The 20,924-nt window shown below is 68.7% G+C and carries 18 protein-coding genes and 1 tRNA gene; 5 read left to right on the forward strand and 14 right to left on the reverse strand.

What is annotated here, in order from left to right; genetic code table 11:
* The first annotated feature begins 6 nt into the window (after positions 1–6).
* Positions 7–79, forward strand: a tRNA-Ala gene (locus AC1C2S_RS14105).
* Positions 80–343: 264 nt separating this feature from the next.
* On the forward strand, positions 344–1,837 hold the full coding sequence (locus AC1C2S_RS14110) for an MFS transporter (RefSeq protein ID WP_495353144.1): 1,494 nt from the start codon (positions 344–346) through the stop codon (positions 1,835–1,837).
* A gap of 20 nt (positions 1,838–1,857) precedes the next feature.
* Here the strand turns inward: AC1C2S_RS14110 and AC1C2S_RS14115 are convergent, their stop codons facing one another.
* The 5 genes from AC1C2S_RS14115 to AC1C2S_RS14135 form a co-directional block, all read right to left on the reverse strand.
* On the reverse strand, positions 1,858–2,553 hold the full coding sequence (locus AC1C2S_RS14115) for a DNA alkylation repair protein (RefSeq protein ID WP_495353145.1): 696 nt from the start codon (positions 2,551–2,553) through the stop codon (positions 1,858–1,860).
* A 71-nt stretch (positions 2,554–2,624) separates the two neighbouring features.
* Positions 2,625–3,164, reverse strand: a complete 540-nt coding sequence (locus tag AC1C2S_RS14120) for a PspC domain-containing protein (protein ID WP_495353257.1) — start codon at positions 3,162–3,164, stop codon at positions 2,625–2,627.
* Positions 3,165–3,166: 2 nt separating this feature from the next.
* Positions 3,167–3,490: a PadR family transcriptional regulator gene (locus AC1C2S_RS14125; RefSeq protein ID WP_495353146.1), complete on the reverse strand. Its 324-nt coding sequence runs from the start codon at positions 3,488–3,490 to the stop codon at positions 3,167–3,169.
* Positions 3,491–3,563: 73 nt separating this feature from the next.
* The gene (locus AC1C2S_RS14130) at positions 3,564–5,009 is read right to left on the reverse strand and encodes an MFS transporter (protein WP_495353147.1); all 1,446 of its coding nucleotides are present in this window, start codon (positions 5,007–5,009) and stop codon (positions 3,564–3,566) included.
* Between the two features lie 42 nt (positions 5,010–5,051).
* Positions 5,052–5,705 carry an NADPH-dependent F420 reductase gene (locus tag AC1C2S_RS14135; RefSeq protein WP_495353148.1) on the reverse strand — a complete coding sequence of 218 codons (654 nt, stop codon included), beginning with the start codon at positions 5,703–5,705 and terminating at the stop codon, positions 5,052–5,054.
* Positions 5,706–5,881: 176 nt separating this feature from the next.
* Here AC1C2S_RS14135 and AC1C2S_RS14140 point away from each other — a divergent pair, with 176 nt between their 5' ends.
* The gene (locus tag AC1C2S_RS14140) at positions 5,882–7,012 is read left to right on the forward strand and encodes an LLM class flavin-dependent oxidoreductase (RefSeq protein ID WP_495353149.1); all 1,131 of its coding nucleotides are present in this window, start codon (positions 5,882–5,884) and stop codon (positions 7,010–7,012) included.
* Between the two features lie 88 nt (positions 7,013–7,100).
* Here AC1C2S_RS14140 and AC1C2S_RS14145 read toward each other — a convergent pair whose 3' ends face one another.
* The 9 genes from AC1C2S_RS14145 to hrpA all read right to left on the reverse strand — a co-directional run bounded on the left by AC1C2S_RS14145 (position 7,101) and on the right by hrpA (position 18,512).
* Entirely contained in the window at positions 7,101–8,303 is a 1,203-nt protein-coding gene (locus AC1C2S_RS14145) for a cation:proton antiporter (protein WP_495353150.1), read from the reverse strand.
* Between the two features lie 10 nt (positions 8,304–8,313).
* Positions 8,314–8,808, reverse strand: coding sequence for a cation:proton antiporter regulatory subunit (locus AC1C2S_RS14150; RefSeq protein WP_495353151.1), 495 nt, complete (start codon positions 8,806–8,808; stop codon positions 8,314–8,316).
* A 44-nt stretch (positions 8,809–8,852) separates the two neighbouring features.
* A complete protein-coding gene (locus AC1C2S_RS14155) occupies positions 8,853–9,734 on the reverse strand; it encodes a metal-dependent hydrolase (protein ID WP_495353152.1) in 882 nt (293 codons plus the stop codon).
* A gap of 6 nt (positions 9,735–9,740) precedes the next feature.
* On the reverse strand, positions 9,741–9,917 hold the full coding sequence (locus tag AC1C2S_RS14160; protein ID WP_495353153.1) for a hypothetical protein: 177 nt from the start codon (positions 9,915–9,917) through the stop codon (positions 9,741–9,743).
* 75 nt (positions 9,918–9,992) lie between these two features.
* Complete coding sequence (locus AC1C2S_RS14165; RefSeq protein ID WP_495353154.1) at positions 9,993–11,171, reverse strand: acyl-CoA dehydrogenase family protein; 1,179 nt, start codon at positions 11,169–11,171, stop codon at positions 9,993–9,995.
* Between the two features lie 9 nt (positions 11,172–11,180).
* Positions 11,181–12,143, reverse strand: coding sequence for a DUF4349 domain-containing protein (locus tag AC1C2S_RS14170; RefSeq protein WP_495353155.1), 963 nt, complete (start codon positions 12,141–12,143; stop codon positions 11,181–11,183).
* Positions 12,144–12,303: 160 nt separating this feature from the next.
* Positions 12,304–13,137 carry an aldo/keto reductase gene (locus AC1C2S_RS14175; RefSeq protein ID WP_495353156.1) on the reverse strand — a complete coding sequence of 278 codons (834 nt, stop codon included), beginning with the start codon at positions 13,135–13,137 and terminating at the stop codon, positions 12,304–12,306.
* A gap of 23 nt (positions 13,138–13,160) precedes the next feature.
* Positions 13,161–14,369 carry an MFS transporter gene (locus AC1C2S_RS14180; protein ID WP_495353157.1) on the reverse strand — a complete coding sequence of 403 codons (1,209 nt, stop codon included), beginning with the start codon at positions 14,367–14,369 and terminating at the stop codon, positions 13,161–13,163.
* A gap of 99 nt (positions 14,370–14,468) precedes the next feature.
* Positions 14,469–18,512 (reverse strand): ATP-dependent RNA helicase HrpA, encoded by a 4,044-nt coding sequence (gene hrpA / locus AC1C2S_RS14185; protein ID WP_495353158.1) that lies wholly within the window; start codon positions 18,510–18,512, stop codon positions 14,469–14,471.
* 162 nt (positions 18,513–18,674) lie between these two features.
* Between hrpA and AC1C2S_RS14190 the strand changes: the two genes are divergently transcribed.
* Both AC1C2S_RS14190 and AC1C2S_RS14195 read left to right on the forward strand, forming a co-directional pair.
* Complete coding sequence (locus tag AC1C2S_RS14190) at positions 18,675–19,514, forward strand: DUF1684 domain-containing protein (RefSeq protein ID WP_495353159.1); 840 nt, start codon at positions 18,675–18,677, stop codon at positions 19,512–19,514.
* A gap of 118 nt (positions 19,515–19,632) precedes the next feature.
* Positions 19,633–20,463 (forward strand): aldo/keto reductase, encoded by an 831-nt coding sequence (locus AC1C2S_RS14195; protein ID WP_495353160.1) that lies wholly within the window; start codon positions 19,633–19,635, stop codon positions 20,461–20,463.
* Positions 20,464–20,924 lie beyond the last annotated feature (461 nt).

The following is a 20,924-nucleotide window of genomic DNA, read 5'->3' on the forward strand; positions in this document are numbered from 1 at the left end:
TCGCTCGGGCCCATGGCGCAGTTGGTAGCGCGTCTCGTTCGCAATGAGAAGGTCGGGGGTTCGAATCCCCCTGGGTCCACCGATACGCTGCGACAGCCCTGCCCCGTTGAGAGCAGGGCTGTCGCGGTTTCCGGCGGTGTCTCGCTCTGCTCGAGCTGTGATTCCAGCGGCCGACGCAGCGACGCGTGAGCTCTCGATGCCGTGCAGTCGTACGCCGTCTGGAACGTCGAGGACCCGGCTGGTACGGCACGCGAGCTAACACCGCAACCACGTTTCCCGCATTGCAGCCGTCACGTCGGCCGCCTCCCGCGGCGCCGGGTGGCCCGGGCGTATGGTGGAACAGATGACGCAAGCGCCTGAGACCCGGTCGATCACCCTGCCCGAAGGTCACCGGTGGCGCGCGTACTGGGTGTGCGTCGCGGTTGCGGCGCTGACGATCCTCGACCTGTCGAAGGTGAACGTCGGCCTCCCCGCGATCGAGGAAGCCTTCGGTGCGGGTTCCACCGAGCTGCAGCTCATCGTCGCCGGCTACGTGTTGACCTTCGGCCTCACCCTCGTGCCCGCGGGGCGCATCGGCGACCAACGCTCGCGCAAGACCCTGTTCATCGTCGGGCTCAGCCTGTTCACGATCACGAGCCTCGTCGCGGCGCTCGCACCGAACATCACGGTACTCCTCGTCGCCCGGCTGTTGCAGGGCGTGGCCGCCGGCATCCAGATGCCGCAGGTGCTCGGCCTCATCCAAGAGCTCTTCATCGGCAAGGAACGGGGCAAGGCGTTCGGTCTGTTCGGCGCGACGATCGGACTCGCGACCGCATTCGGGCCGACGCTCGGTGGCCTCGCGATCGCGATCGGGGGCGCCGAAGACGGCTGGCGCGGCATCTTCTGGATGAACGTGCCGCTCGCGCTCGTCGCGATCGCGGCCGCGATCTGGCTGTTGCCCGTCACCAGGCGTCCGTCGACGAAGCCGTTGTCGCTCGATCCGGTCGGGCTCGCGCTGTTCGCGGTGACCGTCATCTCGCTCTTGTGGCCGTTCCTCTTCACGACGGGTTCGCCGAGCGATGACCCGGCCCGATGGTGGGTGCTCGTCGTCTTCGTCTTCGCGATCACGGGCTTCATCGCGTGGGAGCGACGGTACGCGGCATCCGGCAAGCACCCGCTCGTGCCGCTCAGCCTCTTCGGCGTGAGTTCGTTTCGAAACGGGACGGCGCTCGCGAGCGTGTATTTCGCGGCGATGCCGTCGATGTTCCTGCTCACGACCCTCTATCTGCAGCTCGGGCTCGGCCTCGAAGCCGTCTTCGCGGGCATGGTCAGCATCGGCTTCGCGCTCATGAGCGCGGTCGGGTCGTGGGTCGGCGGCACGCTCGTGAACCGCATCGGGCGGCCGCTCGTCGTGTGGGGTCTCGCGCTGCTGCTCGTCGGCATCGGACTCCTCGTGCTGTTCGCGATCGTGACGCCGCCTGAGATGACCCCGTGGGCGATGGCGGGGGCGATGGTGATCGGCGGTACGGGCGGCGGTCTCGTGGTCTCGCCGAACCAGACGCTGACGCTCATGGACATCCCCGTGAAGCAGGGCGGCCTCGCCGGCTCGGTCGGCCAGCTCGGCCAGCGCATCGGCACGGCGATCGGCACGGCGGTCACGCTCTCGCTCTTCTATTCGACGATCTTCCGCGAGTCCAACGGCGCCCCCGACCTCGCCGTCTACCACGACGCCTACGGCGTCGGCATGCTCGCTGTCGCGATCCTCGTCGCGATCGCCTTCGCGATCGGCATTGCCGACCTCGGCGCGCGTCGACGTCAGCGCAGTGCGCTCGGCGCGGCGGAGGCAGGCGAGGCCTGACCGCGGGAGACCTCGAGGCCTCAGCGGAGCGCGAGGATTCGAGTGCGTTCCGGCTTGTCGTAGTGTTCGATGGCCGCTCGGAGTGCGACCCTCGGCATGGTCGCCGCATGTGCGTCGACGAACGCGGTGAGCCGTACCCGGTCGAGGTCGCCCGCCGCGCGCAGCACCCAGCCGAGCGCCTTCTGCACGTACGGTTCGGGGTCGTCGGCGAGGAGTTCGGCGAACCGGTACGCATCGTCGAGTTCGCCGCGACGGAGGAAAGCGAAGGTCGCCACGAGCGCGGTGCGGCGCTCCGGCCAGAACGCGGATGCCGCGAGCCCGGCGAGCGGCGCACGATCGCGTTCGAGCAGGTAGCCGCCGACGACATCGCGTGCGGCGAGGTCGACGAGGTCCCACTGGTCGATTCGATCGTGTCGCCGGAGGTAGAGCTCATACAGCTCGGTGCGCCGGGCCTCGGTGGTCTTGGCTCGCGCACCCGACTTGCCCATGATGCTGCAGGCGAGCGCGCGCACTTCGTGCGTCGCTTGCTCGAGCAGCAGCTCGAGTTCGGCGGGCGGCAGGTCGAGCGCAGTCTTCGCGAGCTCGAACACCGCGCCCATGCGCACCCCGATGAACGGAGCGTCGGGGTCGGGCGGGAAGTACTTCGTGTACTTCTCACGCTCTTCGTCGCTCGCGAGCTTCTCGAGCGTGAGGATCAGATCAGCGGCATCCGGCATCGATCGCTTCCTATCGTCGGTGATGAGGCGGGAGCGTGCCGATCTCGTGCCACGCCCCGAGAGCTGATGGGCTATGTCCGAGCTGCTTGCGCTTTCGGGGCACCGCGGAGGTTCCGATATTCCTCGAGCGTGTCGACGCGGGGAATGAAGAGGAGCAGCGCAAGGTAGACGATGCCGATGAGGCCGCCGGTGACCAGTGCGAGGAGAATGGTTATGGTGCGCACCCAGTCGACGCGGAACTCGCCTTGGGCTGCGATGCCGAGGCAGAGGCCACCGAACCACTTTCCCTGGTCGATGCGGCACCAGAACGGACCTCGTACTTGCGCTCGAAAGGACCCAGTCCGGTCGTCTGGGGTGCGGACCGTGCCGGTGTCAGTCAGCAGCTCACTCATGCGCGTATCGTTGATCGGGTCTCTGGATGCGTCGACGCCGTGGCGCATCTGCTCGCCGAGCGAGGCCTCCAGATCGCGGATGGTCTCGTCCGCGTCGGGGTCCGACGTCAGCGCCAGGCGGGCGTCCTCGAGATATCGAAGGAGACGCTCGTGTGCGGCGGCCGTCAGAGGGATCGCTTCCGCATGTCCGCTCAATCTGATGTATCGAGTCTGTTCCACCGTCAACGTCCAATCGTTTCGAGAGTTGCAGTGAGCGTCCGCCAGTAGTCACGGAAATCGGTGAGTTGCGCTCGTCCCGTTTCGGTGAGGGAGAAGTACTTCCTGGGTGGCCCGGATGGCGACTCCTCCCATTCGTGCCCCACGAGCCCGTCGCGCCGCAGCCTGTTCAGAAGCGGGTAGAGGGTTCCTTCCTGAACGGGGAACTTCGCCTCTCGCAGGGCGGCGACGATCTCGGCCGCGTAGCGGCGCCGACTTTCGATCGATGCGAGCACGAGGGGTTCGAGCATGCCGCGGCGGAGCGCCGCGAGCTTGCTATCGTCTTCCATGCTGCTACCGTAGCACAGCAAGGTAGTAAAGCATGGATCAGGTCAGAAGCGACCAAGTCCGCATCTTCGGGAATCAGCGCACGGCGGATGCTTCGGCGACTGGGCTGTCTGAGAACGCGAGTTTCGGCACGAATGCGAGGAGCACGGCTGCGACGGCCGCCGTGAGCCCGCAAACGAGCCACACGGTGACGTAGCCGCTGAACGCGCCGGCCGTGCCGGTGGCTGCCTCGCCGGCTGCTCCGAGCAGTGCGATGCCGAACACGCAGGAGGCGATCGCCCCGCCGACGGTCTTCACCGAGTTGGTGAGGCCGGTCGCGACGCCGGTCTGGTGCGAGGGTGCCGCAGCCGCTGCGGCGGCCGGAAGTGCGGCGACGAGCGCGCCCGAGCCGATGCCCGCGATGACCATGTTCGCGAGTACCTGCACGTAGCCGTCGTGGAAGGGCAGGAACAGGAGATACCCGACCGCGACGAGCGAACTGGCGCCGATGAGCGCGACACGCGGCGTGACCCAGCGCGTCGCGAGCGGGAAGAGCATCGCGCCGACGACGAGTGAGAGCACATAGGCGCCGACGAGGATGGAGGTCTGCCCGGTCGTCGCGCTCAGACCGAAACCGTACACCGAGGCATCCGTTCGCGCGAAGGTCGACAGCGGCGCTTGGGCGCCGAGCACGCTCACCCCGAAGAGGCCGGCGGTGAGGAAGACCGGCCAGAGTGTCGGTTGGCGGAACAGGCGCACGTCGATGAGCGGATCGGGGTGCTTCAGCTCATAGCGGGCGAAGGGGATGACGAGCAGGGCGCCGAGCGCGACGAGCGCCCACGAGAGGAGGTCGGCCGGCCCGTTCAGGCGCATGAAGCTGAGACCGCCCGTGAGCGAGAGCAGTGCGAGCGAGATGAGGATGAGACCGCCCGTGTCGAGCGTTCCGCCTGTGAGATCGGGCGATTCCTTCACCCCGAAGAGCACGACGAAGAAGCACGCGACCACGGCGATCGCGGGCACGAGCAGGAGCAGCTGCATGGGCAGGGCCTCGGCGAGTGCGCCCGCGGAGAGTGCGCCCGCGATGGCCCCGAGCTCGAGCGCCGCGACCAGGAGGCCCGCGGCCTTGCGTGTCATCGCCGCCGGACGGTCGGCCGAACGACTCCGAGACCAGATGAGGGCGATCTCCAGCGGCAGCCACACGACGTAGAAGCCCTGCAGCGCCCACGCGGCGAGGAACACCCAGAACTGGTCGGTGAACGCGAGCGCGATCGAGGCGATGGCCGTGACCGCCGTCGACCAGACGAGCATGCGCTTGTGCCCGACCATGTCGCCGAGTTTTGCGAACGCAGGCACGACGAGCGCCGACAGCATGAGCTGCGTGCCCTCGAGCCAGTTCACGTCGGCGTCGTGGATGCCGAGGTGCCGCGCGATGTCGGTCAGCAGCGGAGTGTAGAAGCCCTGCAGGATGCCGCTCGTGAATTCGACGAAGGCGAGGAATCCGACGATCGCGGCGACGGGTCCGAGTCTGACAGCGCGCGACATCGAGGCTCCTTCGGGTGAGGTGCAACACACCCTACCGGTGCCTCAAGCGGCGAGATGCGCGGCGGGCGTCAGGAGCGCGGCGAGCTCGCCGGCGGAGAGCTCGCGGCCGAAGGCCGGGTGGCCGGGCTCGAGGGCGATGCCGTGGGTGAGGTCTCCGCCGTCGACGGGGTCGAACCCGAGATCGTCGATGATCGCGGCGACGACGGCGCGCGCTTCGAGGTCGTCGCCGACGACCGCGAGTGCCCGTCGGAGCGGGGAGCCGGCTTCCATGGTGTCGTCTTCCATCTCGTGGTAGCCGAGGTGGTTCAAGGATTTCACGACACGGGCGCGCGGGTTGCGGGCGGCGTTGATCTCGCTCGTCGTGCGCGGGTCGTCGTCGATCTCGGCGATGTTGCCGTCGACCGGGGGCCAGTAGTTCATGGCGTCGATCACGATGCGTCCGTCGAACTCGGGCCACGGCACCGTACCCGCTTTGCCGAACGGCACAGCCACGATGATGACGTCGGCGGTGCGGGCCAGCGTCTCGGGTGTGGTGACCTCTGCGCCCGGAGCGACGACCTCGACCAGCAGGTCGAGGGCGGTCTGGCGCGGGGATCCGGCGATGAGTACGCGATGACCGGATGCCACGAGCAGGCGAGCGAGGGCGGTGCCCACCTTGCCCGCGCCGTAGATTCCGATGATCGGCCGATCCGTCACGCTTCGATTCTCCCATCCATCGGCGCATCGGATCGATGCGTCGTCATGGAAGTGAACGTGGCGCCTGGTGCGGGAATTCCCGGGTTCGTGACCGCGAGGCATCCGGGGAATAGTCTCGACCTCACGGGGGTTCCGCCATGTGCATGCGGACGCATGGAACCACGGAAGGGAACAGGATGCCTGAGCGCTACGAATTCGGTCTCGACACCTTCGGCGACGTCACGATCGGGCCCGATGGCGCCCCCTTGTCGCACGCGCAGGTGCTGCGCAACGTCGTCGAGGAGGCGGTGCTCGCCGACCGTCTGGGCCTCGATTTCTTCGGTCTCGGCGAGCACCACCGCGAGGAGTTCGCCGTCTCGGCGCCCGAGGTCGTGCTCGGCGCGATCGCGGGGCGCACCGAGCGCATCCACCTCGGCTCCGCCGTCACCGTGCTGAGCTCCGACGACCCCGTGCGGGTCTTCCAGCGTTTCGCGACCCTCGACGGCATCTCGGGCGGGCGGGCGGAGGTCATCCTCGGCCGCGGCTCGTTCATCGAGTCGTTCCCGCTTTTCGGTTTCGAGCTGAACCAGTACCAGGAGCTCTTCGACGAGAAGCTCGACCTCTTCGCCGCGCTGCTCCCGCAGGAGCCCGTCACGTGGACCGGCGAGCTCCGCGCGCCCCTCACCGACCAACTCGTGTTCCCACCCGTCGAGCACGGCCGGCTGAAGACCTGGGTCGGCGTCGGCGGCAGCCCCGAATCGGTCGTCCGCGCTGCACGCTACGGCCTGCCGCTCGTGCTCGCGATCATCGGCGGCAGCCCGGCCCGGTTCGCGCCACTCGCCGACCTCTACCGCCGCGCGCTCCAGCAGTTCGGCAATCCGCTGCAGCCGATCGCGATCCACTCGCCCGGTTTCATCGCCGACCGCGATGACGAGGCGCTCGACACGCTCTGGCCGCACTACAAGATCATCATCGATCGCATCGGCCGCGAACGCGGCTGGGGCCCGGTGAGCCGTGAGCACTTCGAAGACGAGGCCGGCCCGAACGGTGCCCTGTATGCGGGCTCGCCCGAGAAGGTCGCCACCAAGATCGCCGGAGCGATGCGCGCGATCGGTGCGACCCGCTTCGACCTCAAGTACTCCAACGGAGGGCTGGGGCACGAGGCGATGATGCACAGCATCGAGTTGTACGCCACCGAGGTGGTTCCGCGCGTGCGCGAACTCCTCGCCGCGGCCGATGCATCCGATTCCGAACTCGCGGCGGTCGCAGACCTCGGCGCCGCCGATCGAGCGGATGCAGCGGCATCCGCCGACCGGCCGCTCGACTGAACCCGCGGGCGCTGCAGATCGACCCTGTCGAACGGCACGGCGGCCCCTCGAGGTCTCGACAGGCTCGACCGGCTACCCGCTTCGGAACTCACGCCGCAGGCGGCGTCGGGCTCGACACCGGTGATGGGCGTCGCTTGCGCACGGCCGCGCGGAACCACTTGGCGTCGGGCAGCCTCGAGAGGAACGTGCCCGCGATGATCGTGATGAGCACGTAGGCCGCGGCGAGCGGCGCGAGTTCGGGCGCCACGCCAGCGCCGACCGCGAGGCCGGCGATGACGATCGAGAACTCGCCCCGGGGCGCGAGGGTGAGCCCGGCGCGCCATTGGCCGAGCGTACCGACCCCGGCGCGGCGGGCTGCGAACGCGCCGGTGATGAGCTTCGTGAGCACCGTCACGAGCGCGAGGGCCAATGCCGCAGGAAGCATCGACAAGAGCGCGGACGCATCGGTCGTGAGACCGAAGAAGACGAAGAAGATGGCGGCGAACAGATCGCGGAGTGGAGTGAGCACCTGGCTCGCGTTGGCCGCGACCCGGCCCGAGAGTGCGATGCCGACGAGGAACGCGCCGACCGCGGCGGACACGCTGACCTCTGCGGCGATGCCGGCCACGAGCATCGTGAGCCCCAGCACACCGAGCAGCAACGGCTCGTGCTGGTCGGCCGGGAAGAGGCGCGACACGATGTGGCCGTGGCGCAGCGCGATGTAGAGGAGCAGGGCGACGACTCCGACGGCGATCGCTACCGCGATGGATCCCTGCAAGAGGCTCACGCCGACGACCAGCGCCGAGAGCACCGGCAGGTAGAACGCCATCGCGAGGTCCTCGATGACGAGCACCGCGAGGATCGCGGGCGTCTCGCGGTTCGAGAGCCGACCGAGGTCGCGGAGGAGCTTCGCGATGACCCCGGATGACGACACCCAGGTCACGCCCGCCAGGGCGACGGCGGCGATCGGCCCCCACCCGAGCAGCAGCGCGAGTATGGCACCCGGTGTGGCATTCAGCGCCGCATCGAGCAGACCGGCGGTGCGCGCCGACCTCAGGCTCCCGAAGAGTTCGGAAGCGGTGTACTCGAGACCGAGCAGTGCGAGCAGGAGTATGACGCCGATCTCGGCGCCGGCCTCGAAGAATTCGGAGCTCGCGTCGAGTGGAATCAGTCCGCCCTCGCCAAGGGCGAGACCGACGACCAGATAGAACGGGATCGGCGAGATTCCGAGCGCGTTCGCGAGGCGTCCGAGCAGGCTCATGCCGAGAAGCAGCGCGCCGACTTCGATGAGGAGCAGCGTGGTCTCGTGCATACGCGCGGCCTCAGTCGGGGCCGTTGGCGAGCAGCCGGGCTACCCCGTCGAGTCCTTCACGTGTTCCGACGACGACGATGACGTCGCCCGCGCGCAGCGTCTCTGCCGGCGTGGGTGAGGGGATGATCGTGCCGTCGCGAACGATGGCGACGATCGAGGCATGGGTGCGGGTGCGCGCCTTCGTCGCCCCGAGCGTGCGATTGAGGTACGGCGAGTCGGTCGGCAATGCGATCTGCTCGGTGTAGAGGCCGGCCGTCTCATCGCTGAGGCTCGTGAGTCGGCTGAGCATGACCGAGGCGCCGAGCACGTCGGCGAGGGCTGCAGCCTCGTCGTCGTTCAGCGGAATCGAGTCACGGCAAGCGTCGGGGTCGTCTTCATCGAAGAGGCCGAGGTCGCGCTCACCATCCCGGTGTGAAACTACGCTGATGCGTCGACCGCTTTCGGTGACGAGGTCGTGACGAATGCCGATTCCGGGCAGGTCGACCTTCTCTATGCGAATACCCACGTGGCAATCGTAACCCCGCGCGGGCGCGTCGCGGCCCACCGCGCTCAGCCGTGCGACTTGGCCTGCGTGCGCATGGTCAGTACGGGCGTGCCGGCGTCGTCGCCGACCTCGAACTCGACCGTCACAGTACCCAGCTCCGCGAGCGAGCCCGCGTGCGTGCCGCCGCACGGAATGCGGGCGTCGCCGCCGGGAAGGGCGGCCACCCAGAACCGGCGGTCGGTGAGGCCGTCGCCCTCGCGTTCGACGCGCACCGCGACGCCGGCGCCGGCCCAGTCGGCGATGGCGGCGGTGACGGATGCCGCGAGCTCGCCGAGCCCGTCGGCCGCGAGCGCCCCGGTGTCGAACCCGGCGCGGCGCAGCGACTTATTCAGCCGATAGACGTCGACGGAGCCGCCCTGCAGGATGCGGCTCGAGGTGATCGCGATGCCGTCGAAGTCGGGATTGCCGAGCGCGTCCTCGCGGGCGGGCTTCGACCAGTGCCCGGCGAGCGCGCGGTTCAACGCGAGCGAGGCCGCGTGGCAGGCAGTGTGTCCGATCGAGAGCGCGCGTCGCGTCGAGGCATCCGCTCGCACCGTCACCGCATCGCCCTCGTTGATCGCGGCTTCGCCGCGAACGAGGTGCGCGACGAGGAACGCCCAGCCCTCAGCGCCCTTGCGCACGGGGATGTCGGCGCCGAGGAAGAGGGCGCTACCGTCGGTCGCGGCGAGAACGGCGTCGACGATCGGGTACTCGGTGCCGCGCGTGAGTATCGAACCCGTGTCGGCCGGCTGGTCGGGCCAGGCCGCGTCGACGGGATGGAAGCTCGTCGTCTCGGCGATGACGGCGAAGAGCCCGTCACCGGCGGCCTCGACGTGCAGCACCACCGACTCGGCCTCGAGGGCGCCGTCGGCATAGGTCACGCGGGTATCGCGCGCAGGCAGTGCCATCGAGGCTCAGACGCCGTCGCTGCGACCGAGCACGTGGAAGGGGATGCCGATCGCGATCGACACGCTCAGAATGCCGCCGAAGAACAGCGGTGCCTGGAATTCGGTCAGCACGGGCGCCGTGCCCATGAGCCAGAGGCCGAAGATGAAGAGTCCCATCGAGATGACAAAGGCGACGACGTTCACAGCGACCTCCTGAATTCCGGTGGCGGTCCGCGCCGCCCGGCCAAGTCTAACGTTCGAACACCACGCGCCGAAGGGTCACGACTCGAGCGGACCGAGCCATGCGTTCGCGACGGTCGAGTGGGCCGATTCGTCGTCGGAGGGGTGGAAGATGCCCGCGAGTACGTCGCGGTAGAGGCGGCCGAGTTCCGAGCCTGCGAAGTACGTCGAGCCTCCTGAGACGCGCACGGCCTGGTCGACGACGTGCTTGGCGGTCTCGGTTGCGCGCACCTTGACGCCGACGAGTTTCGCGAACCACAAACCGCCGTGGTCGACGAGTTCGTCGAGATCGCGTGCGATGGCGAGGAGTTGCGGCTCGATGGCCTCTTGAGCGAGTGCGGCATCGGCGATGCGCCAGCGGATGTCTGGATCTTGCGAGAGCGGCTTGCCGTCGTTCTTCAGGGAAGTACGCCGGTGCGCCGCCGCGACGGCGAGTTGCAGGGCGCGGTCGCCGATGCCGGCGTAGACCGAGGCGAGCAGCAGTTCGAAGTTCGCGAAGATGCCGAAGATCAGCGGATCGGCGTTCGGCCCCGGGTCGAGCCGGCGCACGATGCGGTCGGCCGCAGCGAACGCGCCGTCGAGCACGGTGGTGCGACTCTGGCTCGCCCGCATGCCCATGGTGTCCCAGTCGTCGAGGATGCGCACGTCGGGATCTTCGCGGTCGATGAAGCCGTAGACGATCTTCGGCGCGTCGGCCGAGGCCGTGTCGAGGCCCATCGTGCCGAGCCTGGTCCACGCCGGTGAGAGCGAGGTGAAGATCTTGCGACCGGTGTACCGGTAGCCGCCGCCCTCCTGCGGTTCGGCGTCGGTGCGCGATCCGAAGAGCATGAGGTCGTTGCCGGCCTCGCTGATGCCGAAACCGAAGATCTCGCCCGCGCCCGCCTCGCGGAGCACGAACTCGAGAGAGTCGTCACCGCGGTCGCGGAGCACTTTCGCAACGCCCGTCCACACGAGGTGCATGTTCACGGCGAGCGCGGTCGCCGGCGCCGCGCCCGCGAGCCGCATCTGCCCGCGAACGGCGTCGGCGAGGCTCCAGCCGAGCCCGCCGAGCTCGACCGGAACGAGCGCCGTCAGATAGCCCGCCTCTTGGAGTTCGGCGAGATCCTCGTCGAAGAACGCGTTCGCCCGGTCGTAGCCGGCCGCCCGTTCGCGGATGCGTTCGATCAGATCGTCGTGCAGCAGGGTCTCGGGTCTCGGGGTCTCCGGCGTGGTGCTCACGCCGCCAGACTACGCCTCGGGCGTGGTGCCCGACCGGGGCGGCGTGGCCGAGACGGCGGACCCGTCGACGACCGCTTCAGGGTCGACGGATGCCGCGGCATCCGCTCGCCCGTTGCGCCGGCCGCGCGTCGAGGCCACGACGATCGCGACGACGATCGCGGCGATGACGAGCCCCGTGAGGAGCCAGGGCAGGAGCACGCCGAACGCGACACCGAGCCACGATGCGAACGCGACGAGTGCGCCCCACCCCGCGACGAGGCCGCTCCAGAAATCGCCGGGCGCCGCATCGGGAGCCACGTCCTCCGTGATGAGCTCGAGAGTGATCGTCGAGTAGTCGACCTGGTCGACGAGCCAGTCGCGTTGCTGGGTGAGGCTGTCGAGCTCGGCTTGCCGGGTCGTGAGTTCGGACTCGATCGCGATGAGGTCGGCGATCGAGGTGGCGGTGCCGAGAAGCTCGCGCAGCCGGGCGACGGATGCGGTGAGCGCCTCGACGCGAGCGTCGAGGTCTTGGTGCTGCTGCGTGACATCCGAGGCGTTCATCGACACGGAGTTCACGGTGCCGAGCTCGCGGAGTTTCGCGACCACCCCGTCGAGCTCGTCGGAGGGCACCCGCATCGTGAGCGACGCGCTCGGCAGCCGGGTGTCGGTGGCGGGCGTCTCGCGGCGGTTGTCGACCCGTCCGCCGGCCTGCTCGGCGATGTCGGCCGCGTCTTCGGCCGTCGCGATCGGGTCGTCGACGGTGACCGAGATCGATCCGGTCGTGATGACGCTGCGCTCGGCCTCGGCGGTGACCTCGGTGCCGCCGGCAGCAGCGTCGCCCTCGGCGCTCTGCGGCGCATCGGGTGCGGGCATCATCTCGCCGGGGGCCACGCCGGGTTCGAACGACGAGCTGGCGCCGCCGGCCGAGCAGCCGGCGAGAAGGAGGGCGGTGAGCGCGGCCGCGGCCGCCGCTGGTGCGAGTCGTCGTCTCATGCGCTCACTGTATTCCGCGGCCGGAACCCGATGTCTGGAACCCCGCTGGGAGTCGGGTCACGATCGGATTGCGCTTCACTGTGAATCGAGGAGAGGCCCCAACGTTCGGCGTGGTTCGCCCGTTCAACACGTCGATTCCAGCCGTCGTTCGTCGCTGCCGTCAGTCGTCGTCGGGGTCGCGCCCGGTGCGTTCGCCCGTCTCCAGCGCGGCGATCGCGGCGAAGTCGTCGGCGTCGAGTTCGAAGCCGAAGACGTCGAGGTTCTCGCGGATGCGCTCGGGCGAGGACGCCTTCGGGATCACGAGGTTGCCGAGCTGCACGTGCCAGCGCAGCACGATCTGCGCGGGCGTGCGACCGTGCTTGGCCGCGAGGTCGTCGAGCAGGGGAGTGCCGAGCACCCGGCCGCGCGCGAGCGGTGACCATGCCTCGGTGCGGATGCCGTGCGCAGCATCGAACTCTCGCAGCGCCGTCTGCGGCAGCCACGGGTGCAGTTCGATTTGATTGACGACGGGCGCCTCACCGGTCTCCGCGACGAGCCGCTCGATGTGGTGCGCGTGGAAGTTGGAGACGCCGATCGAGCGGACCCGTCCCTCGTCGCGCAACCGGATGAGCGCGCGCCACGTCTCGACGTAGCGGTCGGTCGACGGCACTGGCCAGTGGATGAGGAGGAGATCGAGCTGCTCGAGCGCGAGAGCGCGCATCGACAGGTCGAAGGCGTGCAGCGCGAGTTCGTAACCGTTGTCGTCTTTCCACACCTTCGTCGTGACGAAGAGCTCCTCGCGAGGCAGGCCCGATGCGCGCACCGCCTCGCCGACCTCACGCTCGTTGCCGTAGAAGGCAGCCGTGTCGAGATGCCGATAGCCTGCGTCGATCGCGTCGAGGCAGAGGCGTGCGGCATCCGTCGGCGGCACCTTGTACAGGCCATAGCCGAGCTGCGGGATGCTCGCACCGTCGGCGAGCGGCACGCGCGGTGCGGGAGGGAGTGGTTGCGGCATCCGGAGCGCCTCTCTGAATTGGTCTAGCTCGGTTGCAGTGGAACGGGCTCGGTATCGGGGATCGGGCTCGCATCGCGGCCCCTGAGGTCGGGGTGCCATCGCCGACCGAGTACCGGCACGATGAACCCGAGCAGCGCGAGCGCCGCGGCTGCCCAGAATGCGCCCTGCGCCCCGTAGCCGTCGATGAGGAATCCGGCGAGGGCCGAGCCGAGGGCGGCGCCGATGAGCTGCCCGGTGCCGACCCAACCGTACGCTTCGGCGGTGTCGGAGAACTTCACGCTCGCCGAGACGATCGCGAAGAGCACGGCGAGCGCCGGCGCGATGCCGAGGCCCGCGATGAAGAGGGTGGCGGAGAGCCACCAGAAGTCCATGAGCCCGGCAGCGAGCGCCGTGCCCGCGAACACGATGAACATGCGGCGCGCGGTCGACCAGGGGCCGATCGGCACGTGCCCGAGGAAGAGGCCGCCCGCGAGCGAACCCAGCGAGAAGATCGCGAGCACGATGCCGGCCTCGGCACCGCCGTGGCCGAACACGGCGACGACGCCGGCCTCGATCGCCGCGGTCGCTCCGATCAGGAGGAAGCCGACGATCGTCGCGAGGAGCACCGGCGGCCTGCCGAGCACGACGCCGAATCGCCGCTTCGAACGCGGGATGCGGACGCGCCCGAGCTCGGGAGAGGAGATGAACCAGATGCCGCCGATCACCATGAGCACGGCGGCGAGGAGGATCGCCCATACCGTGCCGACCTGCGTCGCGACGAAGGTCGTGACGACGGGTCCGACGACCCAGATGATCTCTTGTGCCGACGCGTCGAGTGAGAACAACGGGGTGAGCTGACGGGAGTTCACCATCTTCGGGTAGATCGTGCGCACGGCCGGCTGCACCGGCGGTGTCGCGATGCCGGCGACGAAGCCGACCGCCATGTAGAGGGGCACCGTGAGCGGCAGCACGCCGATCGCGACGACGGCCGCGACGCAGACGATGAGGGTCGTGATGAGCACGGGTCGCATGCCGAGTCGTCCCATGAGCCGGCTCGTCATCGGACCGGCGATCGCCTGGCCGATCGAGGTGGCCGCGAGCACGAGTCCGGCGTAACCGTACGAACCCGTCTGCTGTTCGACGTGCAGCAGGAACGCGAGCGAGAGCATTCCCGACGGGAACCGTGCCGTCAGCTGGGCGGCGATGATGCGAGCGACGCCCGAGGTTTTCAATAGATCGGAGTAGCTTCCCACGGTGCGATCACTCTATCGAGGCGGATGCCGCGGAGGCACGCACCTCGCACGCGGATCACGACCAGCGCTCCGAGCGTGCGAACTACCGCCCGACGCCGCTCAGGCGAGCAGCTTCGTGATGCGTTGCAGCGAGACGCTCTCGGCGGCGCGCAGTTCTTGAGCGAAGAGGCTGATGCGCAGCTCCTCGATCAGCCAGCGCGCGCGAACGAGGTTCGTCGAGGCGTCAGGGGCGAGCGGGATCGTGCCGCCCGCGTCGGCGAACCGAGCAAGAGCCGTCTGCACCTCGTTCATCCATACCCGGTCGCGCCCCGGGTTGTCGACGAGCTTGCCGACCCGCATCGTGACGCCCTCGAGGTAGCGCGGCACGTGTCGCAGCCGTTCGAGCCCGGTTCGCGAGACGAAGCCGGGGAACACGAGCCCGGCGAGCTGCTCCTTCGCGTCACTGAGGGCGGGCAGCAGTGCCAGGCTGGTCGCCGACTTCACCGCCTTCTCTGCGGTGCGGAGGGCGCCGAGGGTACCGGCCACGAGTCCGACGGTCTCGAACATCGTGTCCATGACCACGCCCGAGACGCGGTCGCGCACGGTCTCGAATTCCACTTTCGTGAAGAGCATGCCGTCGTCCTTGACGCGGTAGAGCACGTCGTTGACGCAGGCGACGAGACAGTCGGCGAACAGGGCGGCCGTGCTCGGGTACGGGCTCGTGGCGAGGATGAGCTTCTCGTTGCCCGTGAGGTGCTGCTGCACGTAGTTGACCGGCGACGGCGTCGCGAGCATGAGCAGGCGACGGATGCCGCCGGGCATCGCCCGGGCCTGCTCCTCGGGGGTTGCGAGCAGCCTGATGCTCACGGTCGTGCCGTCGTCGATGAGCGAGGGGTAGGCGCGCACCCGATTGCCGCCGACGGTCGTGTCGACGAACCGGGGCAGCTCGGCGAAGTCCCAGCTCGTGAGGCCGTTGCGCTCGATGCCGGCGCCCGGTGCCTCACCGGCTGCCGCGATCGTGTCGGGCGTCGCCCGGCCGTCGACCGGCTTCGGCCCGCGGGGCCCGCGTTCTCCGCGGGCGGGGTTCGCGAACGTGTCGGCGATGGCATCTCGTGCGTTCTCTGCGAGCTGGGCCTGCAACGCCCGCAGGTCCTTGCCCACGGCGAGCTGCTTGCCCCGGCCGTCGACGACGCGGAACGACATCAGGAGGTGGGGCGGGATGCGGTCCATCGCGAAGTCGGCGGCGGTCACCGGCGTGTGGGTGAGGCGATTGATGACGGCGGCGACCTCGTCGGCGAACGACATGCCCGCCGGGGCATCCGTCTCACCCAACTCGGCGACGATCTTCGTGGCCCAGTCGGCGGCGGGCACGACGTTTCGGCGGATCATCTTCGGCAGCGCCTTGATCATCGCGGTGACGAGTTCGGTGCGGAGCCCCGGCACTTGCCGGTCGAAGCCCTCCGGCCGCAGCCGGGCGAGCAGCACGAGTGGCACCTGCACGGTCACGCCGTCGTCGGATGCCCCGGGCTCGAAGCGGTAGCGCAGCGTCAGCGTCTGGTCGTCTTGCCGCCAGGTCGGCGGGAACGCAGCTTCGTCGATCGTCGGCGCGTCATCGGGAGCGAGCGTCTCGGCCGTCATCGTCAGCAGTTCGGGCGACTCCTGCTTCGTCGCGCGCCACCACGTCTCGAAGAGCCGGGTCGAGGTGACGTCGGCCGGGATGCGCGAGTCGTAGAACTCGAAGACGGCTTCGTCGTCGAAGAGGATGTCGCGCCGGCGGCTGCGCTCCTCGAGCGCTTCGAGCTCGGCGCGGAGCTTGCGATTCTGCCGATCGAAGTCGAAGAGCCGGTCGCGGCGGATGTCGTTCGGCCAGTCGCCGTCGACGAGTGCGTGCCGGATGAAGAGCTCGCGGGCGTACGCCTGGTCGATGCGTGCGAGCTGGATGCGCCGGCGCGCCACGATCGGCACTCCGTAGAGCGTGACCTTCTCGTAGGCGACCGCGGATCCCTGCCGCTTCTCCCAGTGCGGCTCGCTGTGACTGCGCTTGACGAGCGAACCCGCGAGCGGTTCGGCCCACGCGGGGTCGATCGCCGCGTTCATCCGAGCGAAGAGACGGCTCGTCTCGACGAGTTCGGCACTCATGATGGCGTCGGGCTGCTTCTTCGCGAGCGCCGAACCCGGGAAGATCAGGAACCGAGACTGCCGGGCGCCGAGGTACTCGCCCTTGGGTTTGCGCCCGCCGGATGCCGCGGGGCCTCGCGCCCCCGACTGCTGCGTGCTCGCCGCGGCATCCTTCAACCCGATGTGGCTGAGGAGGCCGGCGAGCAGCGATTTGTGGATGAGATCCGCGTCGGGCGCCGCCTTGCCACCGGGAGTCTTGTCGTCGATCGTGAGCCCGAGGGGCTTCGCCATCTGCCGCAGCTGCCGATAGACGTCGTTCCACTCGCGCACGCGCAGGTAGTTCAGGAAGTCGTTCTTGCACATGCGCCGGAACGCGCTCGAGCCGAGCTCGCGCTGCTGCGTCTCGAGGTGGTTCCAAAGGTTCAGGAGCGTGATGAAGTCGCTCGTCGGGTCGACGAAGCGGGCGTGGCGCTCGTCGGCCTGCTGACGCCGTTCGAGCGGCCGCTCGCGCGGATCCTGAATCGTGAGCCCCGCGACGATCGCGAGCACCTCGCGGCTCACGCCGTGCTGCTTCGACTCGACGACCATGCGCCCGAAACGAGGCTCGATCGGCAGTTTCGCGAGTGCGCGACCGACCTTCGTCAGCCGTGGCCCGGCTCCCGACGCGGTCGATCCGCTCCCTGACCCGGCAGATCCGCTCCCTGAGTTTGTCGAAGGGTCGACCGCGCCCAGCTCGCGCAGCAGCTCGACGCCGTCTTTCACGCCGCGTGAGTCGGGTGGGGTCAGGAAGGGGAAGGCTTCGATGTCGCCGAGGCCGAGCGAGATCATCTGCAGGATGACGGCGGCGAGGTTGGTGCGCAGCACCTCCGGCTCGGTGAACTCGGGTCGCCGTGCGAAGTCCTCTTCGGAGTAGAGGCGGATGGCGATGCCGTCACTCGTGCGGCCCGAGCGGCCCGATCGCTGGTTCGCCGAGGCCTGGGAGATCGCCTCGATCGGCAATCGCTGCACCTTCGAGCGCACCGAGTACCGGCTGATGCGGGCGGTTCCTGCGTCGATGACGTACTTGATGCCGGGCACGGTGAGGCTCGTCTCGGCGACGTTCGTCGCGAGCACGACGCGACGGCGTACCCCGGCGACCGTCGAGGGCTGGAAGACGCGATGCTGCTCGGCCGATGACAGGCGACCATAGAGCGGCAGCACTTCGGTGACGGATGCCCCGCCGCCGGCGTAGTGCCCGCGAACCGCCTCTTCGGCGTCGCGGATCTCGTTCTCGCCCGAGAGGAACACGAGCACGTCGCCGCGCGACTCCCGGTCGAGTTCGTCGAGCGCCTCGATGATGCCCTGCAGGTAGTCCTTGTCGTCGGCCGCGGCCCGCCCGCTGGAGTTCGTCGAACCGGAACCGATCGTCGCGACCTCGTCGGGGTCGTCGCTCGCGGACTCCTCCGCGACGAGCGGGCGGTACCGGATCTCGACCGGATAGGTGCGGCCCGAGACCTCGATGATCGGGGCCGGTTCGCCGGATGCATCCGCGAAGTGCCTCGCGAAGCTCGCGGGGTCGATCGTCGCGCTCGTGACGATGACCTTGAGATCGGGCCGCTTCGGCAGCAACTGCTTGAGGTAGCCGAGCAGGAAGTCGATGTTGAGGCTGCGCTCGTGGGCTTCATCGATGATGATCGTGTCGTAGCGACGCAGCATCCGGTCGTGGTGCATCTCGTTCAGCAGGATGCCGTCGGTCATGAGCTTGATGCGAGTCGAGGCCGTCGCCTTGTCGGTGAAGCGCACCTGGTAGCCGACGAGCCCGCCGACCTCTTCGCCGAGTTCCTCGGCGATGCGCTCGGCGATCGTGCGCGCGGCGAGCCGCCTCGGCTGCGTGTGCCCGATCGATTCACGGCCCAGCTCGAGGCAGATCTTCGGCAGCTGCGTCGTCTTGCCTGAGCCGGTCGCGCCGGCGACGATGACGACCTGGTTCTCGCGGATGGCGCGCGCGATCTCCTCACGCTGCCGGGAGACGGGCAGCTCGGCGGGGTAGGTGATCGCGGCAAGCACAGCCCTCCATCGTATGCGGCGCGAGCGAGGTCGTGGTCGAACTCCCTCGACGGATGTCGCGGCGCCGGTGGGCTCGGGCACGCGACGCTCGGTACATGGCTCGCGCTCGCCTCCTGGCGAACACGATTTCGATCGGGCCCGCCGGGCGGATACCGTCTCCGCATGGGCGAGAGCGACTTCGAGAACGAGTGGCACGAGTGGCGACGGAGTCGATGGCAGGCGGTGTCGGCGCCGTACGGCACGGCCGCTCTCCGTCACACGCACTGGCTCACGACAGACTCCGCCGAGTTCGCCGGTGCGCCCGGTCGCTGGCGAGTGCAGGGCACCGAGGTCGTCGGTGAATCCTTGCCGGCCGGCATCGTCGGCGTTGGGCGCCACGACCGGGTGCCGCTCTCCGACGACGTCGTGCGGCTCGCGGCGGATGAAGAACTCGAGCTCGACGGCATCCGCCTGCGCGTGTTCGAGCGCGATGGTTCGCTCGCCCTTCGCGTCATCGATCCGGATGCCCCGAGCCGCACGAGCCTCGAGTGCATCGACGCCTACGAGCCTTCGCGCGGCCGAGTCGTGATCGGCGGATTCACGCCGGCCGGCGCCGGCTCCACGCTCGATGTCACCTCGGTCGACGGGCACGAGTCGATCGACGAGCTCGGGGGAACGATCGCGCTCGAGATCGACGGGGTTGCCGTGACGCTCACCGTCACGCGTGATTCGTACGGCCTTTCGGCGGTGCTCGCGGATGCGACGAGCGGCAGCGAGAGCTACCGGTTCCGCTTCCTGCGAGTGCCAGAGCCCGACTCCGATGGCCGGGTGGCCGTCGACTTCAACCGCGCATACCTGCCGCCCTGTGCGTTCTCCGACGAGTACGTCTGCCCGTTGCCGCCCGCCGGCAACCGCTGGCCGGTCGCATTGCGGGCGGGGGAGCGGCTCGCCACGAGGCATCCGCTGCTCGATTCCGCCGGTGCTGGTGCCGGTGCTGACGACGAAGGTCACGCTGCGGCCTGATTCGCGGGCAGCGAACGGTCTGTCGGATGCTGCAGGCGGCGTGGTGGCGACGCTGCGGCCTGATTCGCGGGCAGCGAACGGTCTGTCGGATGCTGCAGGCGGCGTGGTGGGATGGAGGATGACTTCTGTGCCACTCATCCAGCTCAACGACGGCCACTCGATTCCGCAGCTCGGCTTCGGCGTCTTCAAGGTCGACCCGAAGCAGACCGAGCACATCGTGACGGATGCGCTCGAGGTCGGCTATCGCCACATCGACACCGCGCGCATCTACGGCAACGAGGCCGGAGTCGGTGCCGCGCTCGCCGATTCCGGCATCCCTCGTGAAGAGCTCTTCATCACGACGAAGCTGTGGAACGACGATCAGGGCACGCAGTCGGTCCTCGACGCGTTCGACGCGAGCCTCGAGCGGCTGGGGCTCGAGTATCTCGACCTCTACCTGATCCACTGGCCGGCACCGGCCAACGACCGCTATGTCGAGACGTGGAAGACGTTCGAGCAGCTCCGCGCGAGCGGGCGGGTGCGTTCGATCGGCGTCTCGAACTTCTTGGTCCCGCACCTCGAACGGCTGCTCGACGAGACCGACGTCGTGCCCGCGGTCGACCAGATCGAACTGCATCCCGCGCACCAGCAGCCGGCGACCACGGCGTTCGCAGAGGCGCACGGTATCGCGATTGAGGCCTGGGGGCCGCTCGGCCAGGGCAAGTACCCGCTGTTCGAGTTGCCTGACGTGGCCGAAGCGGCTGCCGCGCACGGCAAGAGTCCTGCCCAGGTCGTGATCCGATGGCACCTCCAGCGCGGCCACATCGTCTTCCCGAAGTCGAACCGGCGCGAGCGCATGGCCGAGAACTTCGACGTCTTCGACTTCGAACTGAGCGGCGCCGAGATGCACGCGATCACCGCGCTCGAGCGTGAGGGCCGAGTGAGTTCGCATCCCGACGACGTGAGCTGAGCGGATGCCGCGGATCCGCGCATTTCCGCGCGACACGCCCGGGATGCACGGCGGATTTGCCGGGGTGCGGGGATCCGCGTAAATTCTTACTTATCGCCACGGCGGTGCGGGAAGCGGCTGAGAGATCAGGGCTTCTCGGCCGAGACGGCGACACTCTTAGCCAAATAGCCTCGAAGTCGCATTGCGACTCGGTGATTTCAAGCCTAAGATGAAACCCCCACTTCAGAACGAACATGGCTCTCGAGTCGTGTTCTTGTTGTGAGAGCGACAGCCGTGTGAATCCGAGTGATCGGGTCCGGCGATTGAAGTGGTATGGTAGATAGGTTGCCCTGAGGGCAGGCCGCGAGGCCGAAACTCGGGTGCGTCCGTTCCTTGAGAACTCAACAGCGTGCACTATGTTCAATGCCAATTTTTGAACCCTGTCCCGGTCTTTTGGCCGGGTGGGATTCCTTTGATTGATG

This window comes from Agromyces sp. Y782 (assembly GCF_059445405.1).

Bases quoted from the DNA above. Each gene is read 5' to 3' on its own strand.
- AC1C2S_RS14110 (WP_495353144.1), top strand. From the start codon at position 344: ATGACGCAAGCGCCTGAGACCCGGTCGATCACCCTGCCCGAAGGTCAC.
- AC1C2S_RS14115 (WP_495353145.1), bottom strand. From the start codon at position 2,553: ATGCCGGATGCCGCTGATCTGATCCTCACGCTCGAGAAGCTCGCGAGC.
- AC1C2S_RS14125 (WP_495353146.1), bottom strand. From the start codon at position 3,490: ATGGAAGACGATAGCAAGCTCGCGGCGCTCCGCCGCGGCATGCTCGAA.
- AC1C2S_RS14130 (WP_495353147.1), bottom strand. From the start codon at position 5,009: ATGTCGCGCGCTGTCAGACTCGGACCCGTCGCCGCGATCGTCGGATTC.
- AC1C2S_RS14140 (WP_495353149.1), top strand. From the start codon at position 5,882: ATGCCTGAGCGCTACGAATTCGGTCTCGACACCTTCGGCGACGTCACG.
- AC1C2S_RS14145 (WP_495353150.1), bottom strand. From the start codon at position 8,303: ATGCACGAGACCACGCTGCTCCTCATCGAAGTCGGCGCGCTGCTTCTC.
- AC1C2S_RS14155 (WP_495353152.1), bottom strand. From the start codon at position 9,734: ATGGCACTGCCTGCGCGCGATACCCGCGTGACCTATGCCGACGGCGCC.
- AC1C2S_RS14170 (WP_495353155.1), bottom strand. From the start codon at position 12,143: ATGAGACGACGACTCGCACCAGCGGCGGCCGCGGCCGCGCTCACCGCC.
- AC1C2S_RS14175 (WP_495353156.1), bottom strand. From the start codon at position 13,137: ATGCCGCAACCACTCCCTCCCGCACCGCGCGTGCCGCTCGCCGACGGT.
- AC1C2S_RS14190 (WP_495353159.1), top strand. From the start codon at position 18,675: ATGGGCGAGAGCGACTTCGAGAACGAGTGGCACGAGTGGCGACGGAGT.
- AC1C2S_RS14195 (WP_495353160.1), top strand. From the start codon at position 19,633: ATGACTTCTGTGCCACTCATCCAGCTCAACGACGGCCACTCGATTCCG.